This is a genomic window from Kitasatospora sp. NPDC059803 (assembly GCF_042732255.1).
Classification (GTDB): Bacteria; Actinomycetota; Actinomycetes; order Streptomycetales; family Streptomycetaceae; genus Kitasatospora.
In genome coordinates, this window is record NZ_JBHWIJ010000370.1 from 3,190 (window position 1) to 7,647 (window position 4,458).

Annotated in this window: 4 protein-coding genes and 1 pseudogene; 2 read left to right on the forward strand and 3 right to left on the reverse strand. The window is 74.7% G+C overall.

Annotated features, from left to right (window positions below; all coding sequences use genetic code 11):
• Window positions 1–190: 190 nt before the first annotated feature.
• Both ACFV6I_RS35605 and ACFV6I_RS35610 read left to right on the forward strand, forming a co-directional pair.
• A complete protein-coding gene (locus tag ACFV6I_RS35605; protein ID WP_063350735.1) occupies window positions 191–592 on the forward strand; it encodes a hypothetical protein in 402 nt (133 codons plus the stop codon).
• A gap of 128 nt (window positions 593–720) precedes the next feature.
• A pseudogene (locus ACFV6I_RS35610) lies at window positions 721–1,146 on the forward strand (sterol carrier protein domain-containing protein); the annotation flags it as partial.
• 49 nt (window positions 1,147–1,195) lie between these two features.
• On the opposite strand, the gene ACFV6I_RS35615 reads toward ACFV6I_RS35610, so the two are convergent.
• The 3 genes from ACFV6I_RS35615 to ACFV6I_RS35625 all read right to left on the reverse strand — a co-directional run bounded on the left by ACFV6I_RS35615 (window position 1,196) and on the right by ACFV6I_RS35625 (window position 4,129).
• The gene (locus ACFV6I_RS35615) at window positions 1,196–2,647 is read right to left on the reverse strand and encodes an MFS transporter (RefSeq protein ID WP_380342534.1); all 1,452 of its coding nucleotides are present in this window, start codon (window positions 2,645–2,647) and stop codon (window positions 1,196–1,198) included.
• A complete protein-coding gene (locus ACFV6I_RS35620; RefSeq protein WP_380342536.1) occupies window positions 2,644–3,321 on the reverse strand; it encodes an ArsR/SmtB family transcription factor in 678 nt (225 codons plus the stop codon). The genes ACFV6I_RS35615 and ACFV6I_RS35620 overlap by 4 nt, the downstream gene beginning before the upstream one ends.
• 103 nt (window positions 3,322–3,424) lie before the next feature.
• Window positions 3,425–4,129 carry an ATP-binding protein gene (locus ACFV6I_RS35625; protein ID WP_159398552.1) on the reverse strand — a complete coding sequence of 235 codons (705 nt, stop codon included), beginning with the start codon at window positions 4,127–4,129 and terminating at the stop codon, window positions 3,425–3,427.
• Window positions 4,130–4,458: the final 329 nt, after the last annotated feature.

Here is a 4,458-nt window from a genome sequence, read left to right on the forward strand (position 1 = left end):
CCAGGTCTGGTGGCAGGGCATCTGACGTGAAGTCGGTGACATCGGCGAATTCGGCGAATTCGAGCCCGGAATCTGATGTTCCATCAACTCCCGTTCCTGGCCGACAGTAAAGGTTCACCCATGATTCACCCGATCGGGCGGAACCACGAGTGGGCGATCAGGCGTTGTTGCCGGCGGGAGGGATACAGACATGACAAGGAAACCGTACCGACTGGCCGCCGCCGCACTCGCGCTGCTCGCCACCGCTCCACTACTCAGCGCATGCAAGGATGTCGACCAGGCACTCGACTGCGGCAAACAGGCCGTCAGCATCACCGGCGACATCCAGGACCTCGCCTCATCGGCCATCAACGTCGGCCAACTCACCGACCAGGAGCGCCGAAAGCACACCGCCGACGCCCTGAAGAAGGTCGGCGACGACATCAAGAAACTCCGCGACCACAACAGCGGGGACAAGCTCGACAAGGCCACCGACAAGCTGAACAAGGCCGTCTCCAGCGCCCAGGACAACGTCTCCAAGGGCAAGATGCCCGACATCGGGGCGATCACCGACGCCGCCGGCGACGTGACCAGCGCCTGCGCCGGGTCCTGAGCCACCTACCGCACCGCCCGCTCCCCGCCCCCCCCCCCCCGGGGCCGCGAGACGGGAAGCGGCCCCCCCCCCCGCCGGCCCCCCGGGCGCGGCCCGGGTCCGGTTTCACCCCCCCCGGGCCCCCCGTGGTGGTTAACACCCACGTTCCGTCCGACCACCCGCTGCGCTGGCAGCTTGTGGACTTCAACGCCGGCGAGAGGAGCAGCAGCACCGACTGGCTCTGGGTGCGGCTGCTGGACGTCCCGCGTGCGCTGACCTCGCGCGGCTGGTTCGTGGACGGCGAGCTCGTCCTCGACGTCGACGACCCGTTCCTCGGCGAGCACGGCCGCTATCTGCTGACCGTCCGGGACGGGAAGGCCGAGTGCGTCCCGACGGACCGGGAGCCCGACATGTCCCTGGACGTGAGCGACCTGGGCTCGGTCTACCTCGGCGGCACCACCCCGAGCACGCTCGTGCGGGCCGGGCACATCCGGGCCCACCGCCCGGGCGCGGCCGCCCTCGCCGACGCCCTCTTCAGCGCCGAGCGCGCCCCGCACTGCCTGCACTGGTTCTGACCGGCTGGTTCCGACCGCACGCTCGCCTCGCCGCCCCTGCACGACAGGCCTACGGGCGTGCCGGGATCGACGCGGGCGCAAGCTCGGGCTCGGGCTCTGTCCCGGGCTCGGGCTCTGTCCCCGGCTCAGACTCGGGCTCGGGCTTCGCCCCGTCGACGGTGCCCGTCCGGCCGCGCCGGCGGTCCATCTCGCGCCACTCCGGCCGCAACCCGGCCAGGTTGGTGGAGGCGAAGTAGAGGGCGCCGCCCGCGACCAGGGTGGGTATCAGCCCGATGAGGCTGACCGCTGCGCCGGCCAGCAGGCCGCCGAGCGGGATACCGGCCCAGGCGAGGGAGTCGCCGAGGGCGTGGACGCGGCCGAGCAGGTGGCGGGGCACCCGCTCGAAGAGCACCGCGCCAAGGATCGGGTTGAGGAAACCGCCACCGAAGCCGCCGACCGCGAAGACCGTGAGCACCACCCACAGCGGCGCGCCGCACGCGAGCACCAGGAAGCGCGGGGCCCCGACGAGCAGGAAGCCGGCGAAGAACACCGTCCGGCGGGGCAGCCGGTGGGCGACGGCCGCCGCGATCAGACTGCCGACGACCGCCGTGATCCCCCCGGCGGTGCCGGTCAGGCCGATGGCGGCCGGGCCGTTCCCCGACTCCCGCGCCCAGACCGGGAGGAGGACCGTGAGGAACCCCGCGTCGAGCAGGTTGGTGATGCCGACCAGCACCGTCACGGTGAGCAGCAGCGGATCGGAGCGCAGGAAGGTGAAGCCCTCGCGGAACATCCGCCAGTAACCCGCCGATTCGGCCTCAGTTCCGGCCTCAGTTCCGGCCCCAGTTCCGGCCCCGGCTCCGGTCCCGATCCCGGCCTCGGCTTCTGCGGCCTGCGCGGCAGCGGGTGCCGGGGCCGCCGCGCGCCCCATCCCGCGCGGCAGGGCGAAGGCGATGACGAGGGACCCCAGGGCGAAGGTGGCGGCGTTGAGCGCCAGCCCGGCCAGCGGGCCCATCAGCGCGACCAGCCCACCACCGACCGCCGGGCCGACCGTGGAAGCCAGCCGTTCGGTGACGCCGGAGAGACCGGTGGCGCGCTCCATCGGCACCCGGGCGCGGTCGGCGGCCTCCGGGACCATGACCGACTTGGCCAGATCCCCCGGGCCGCGCATCGCGCCGATCACCGCGACCATCGCCAGCAGCACCCCGAACGGCAGCAGCCCCAGGGCGTGCAGCAGCGGGACCAGCCCGGCCGCGACGGCGCTCACCAAGTCCGTCGTCCAGGACACCACCCGCGGCCCGAGCCGATCGACCAGTGGCCCGGTCAGCGCCTTGACCAGCACGTACGGCGCCATCTCGGCGAAGGCGACCAGGCCCGTCATGGTGGCGCTGCCGGTGGTGGCCAGGACGAACCAGGGCAGGGCGATGGCCGAGACACGCGTCCCGGTGATGGAGACGGCCATGGCGGAGAGCACCCCGACCAGCGGCCGGAGGCTGCGCGCGGGCGCGTCGACGACGGTGGTCATCGGGACCCCGCCTCACCGGTGTCGGTGTCGGTGCTGGCATCGCTGTCGGCATCGGTGTCGGCATCGGTACCAGCGCCGGTGCCGACGCTCGCGTCGGGCAGCACGTGGACGACCACGGCGACCCGCTCGGTGCCCTCCGGGGCCGGCCCCTCCGTATCCAGCGCGCGGTAACGCCGCACCACCGCGGACAGATCAGCGGCCAGTTGCCCGGCCTCCTCGGGGGTGAGCTGCAACAGCACGTCGCTGAGGCCGACCGCCTTGCGCCACTCCCGCGGCATCGTCTCGAAGGCGTCGACCGACCGCTGGGCCGCCAGGGCGTGGGCGGTGAGGACGGACCGCAGGAAGCCGACGGCCGTGTCGAGCTCCTCGTCGGCCATGTCGTCACTCGTCCAGACGGTGAACTTGTGGGCCGAACGCCACCACCGCTCCCGGGCGTTTCCGCGCTCGGGATCCTCCTCGACGAAGCCCGCGGCGGCGAGCTGGCGGAGGTGGTAGCTGGTCGCCCCGGAGTTGAGCCCCAGCTGCTCGGCGAGCCTGGTCGCCGTGGAGGGACCGTGCTTGCGCAGCAGCCCGACCAGCTGCATGCGCACGGGGTGGGCCATCGCCCGCATGCCCTTGGCCGTGAGGACGATGTGCGGGTCATCGCTGTGCATCCAGCCGCGTTCATCGGTCATGGCAGGAGCGTAGAACCGCAAAGACATCTTTGCAAAGGGTTTTTTGCGAAGAAGTCTTTGCGGTGAAGGATGGAGCCCCGAAGAGCTGCCCGCCGGCCGTCCGTCAGTCGTGCGCGACCACCAGCAGCAGCACCACCGTCAATCCGCCGCCCGGTGTGGCCTCCACCGCCAGTCGCCCGCCCGCCGCCAGCACCAGGCTGTGCACGGCGGGCCCGACCGGCCCGTCGGCGCGGGCGCCCGCGAGCAGCCACTCCCGCGCCCCGGGCAGCTCGGACGACCCCCGGTCGGCCACCCGGATCTCCACCCGCCCGCGCGGTCGCGCCGCCCCGCTCAACCCGGCCGCCCGCAGGGCCGTCGCGGCCGGGCCCGGCCCGCCCGCCACCTCGGCGCGGACCAGCACCCGCCCGCCGGGCGGGTTGCGCCGGATCGCGTGGTCGACCAGGCCGGCGAGCGCGTCCTCCAGCCGCCGGGCGTCCCCGACCACCACCGGCAGCCCCGGCGCCAGCCGGGCCGTCACCGCCGCCGCCCGGCCGCCGCCGCGCACCACCCTGCGGACCACCTCGGTCACCTGGACGTGCCGCGCCTGCGGCTCGCAGCCGGCCTGCCGGTCGGTCCACTCGACGCGCTCAAGTTCCGGCCGGGACAGCGCCCGGGGCCCGGCCATCTCGCCCGGTCTGAACGGTCCGGCCTCCTCGCCCGCCACCGCGCCGCCGGGCCCTCCCGTACGGCCGGGGCCACCCGGCCCGCCGAGGGCGCCGAGCGCCCTGGCCCCCGATGCGACATAGCCCCAGAGCTTCCCGCTTGCCATCGCCCTGCCCCTCGTGCATCGCCGGCGGCCGTCATCAGTGCCGCGGCCGACCGGCGCGGGCCGCTTCCCAGGCCCTGCTGTCAGCCTGCACCTCACTCGTTCGGGTGACAATCCGGCTCCGGGACGCGAACCGGGCACCACCCCCGCCGGTCGGCCGATGCCACACCCGCCGACCGGCGGGGCAGGCCCGGCCACCGGCCCGGCCCGGGGGGGGCGCCCGGCGCGGGCCCGGCGCGGGGCGCCCGCGGGGGCGCGGGGCCCGCGGGCCGGGGGGCGGGCGGGCGCGCGGCGCCGCGCGGGGCGGGGCGGGGGCGCGGCGCGGCGCGCGC

Bases quoted from the DNA above. Each gene is read 5' to 3' on its own strand.
- ACFV6I_RS35625 (WP_159398552.1), bottom strand. From the start codon at position 4,129: ATGGCAAGCGGGAAGCTCTGGGGCTATGTCGCATCGGGGGCCAGGGCG.
- ACFV6I_RS35605 (WP_063350735.1), top strand. From the start codon at position 191: ATGACAAGGAAACCGTACCGACTGGCCGCCGCCGCACTCGCGCTGCTC.
- ACFV6I_RS35620 (WP_380342536.1), bottom strand. From the start codon at position 3,321: ATGACCGATGAACGCGGCTGGATGCACAGCGATGACCCGCACATCGTC.
- ACFV6I_RS35615 (WP_380342534.1), bottom strand. From the start codon at position 2,647: ATGACCACCGTCGTCGACGCGCCCGCGCGCAGCCTCCGGCCGCTGGTC.